Source organism: Streptomyces sp. SID5910 (assembly GCF_009862125.1).
In the GTDB taxonomy this organism is placed as follows: domain Bacteria; phylum Actinomycetota; class Actinomycetes; order Streptomycetales; family Streptomycetaceae; genus Streptomyces.
The window spans coordinates 1-495 of the sequence record NZ_WWHX01000272.1 but is presented as its reverse complement, the minus strand read 5'-3'; the positions used below and the strand labels follow the sequence as shown (position 1 = coordinate 495).

The following is a 495-nucleotide window of genomic DNA, read 5'->3' as shown; positions in this document are numbered from 1 at the left end:
GGCGACGCGCTGCTGCTGGCCGCCGGAGAGCGTGGCGATCGGGCGGGCGCGCAGGTCGGACAGGCCCAGGAGGTCGAGGGTCTCCTCGACGCGGCGGCGCATCACGTCCGGGGCGAGGCCCAACGACTCCATGCCGTAGGCGAGTTCGTCCTCGACGGTGTCCGTCACGAAGTGGGACAGCGGGTCCTGGCCCACCGTGCCGACGACGTCGGCGAGTTCGCGCGGCTTGTGCGTGCGGGTGTCGCGGCCGGCCACGGTGACGCGGCCGCGCAGGGTGCCGCCGGTGAAGTGCGGGACGAGGCCGCCGACCGCGCCGAGCACGGTGGACTTGCCGACGCCGGACGGGCCGGCCAGCAGGACGAGTTCACCCTCGGGGACCTCGAAGTCCACGCCGGTGACGGTGGGTTCGGCGACGCCGTCGTACGTCACGGAGACGTCCTCGAAGCGGATCACGACGGCTCCTTGGCGGGGGCGGGTGCGGATGGTGGGTCCGGG

The 495-nt window shown here is 74.1% G+C and carries 1 protein-coding gene; it reads right to left on the bottom strand.

Annotation, left to right across the window (positions count from 1 at the left end):
• The coding region (locus GTW67_RS09395; RefSeq protein WP_161164349.1) for an ATP-binding cassette domain-containing protein at positions 1-453 on the bottom strand (453 nt) is incomplete at its 3' end.
• Between the last annotated feature and the right edge of the window lie 42 nt (positions 454-495).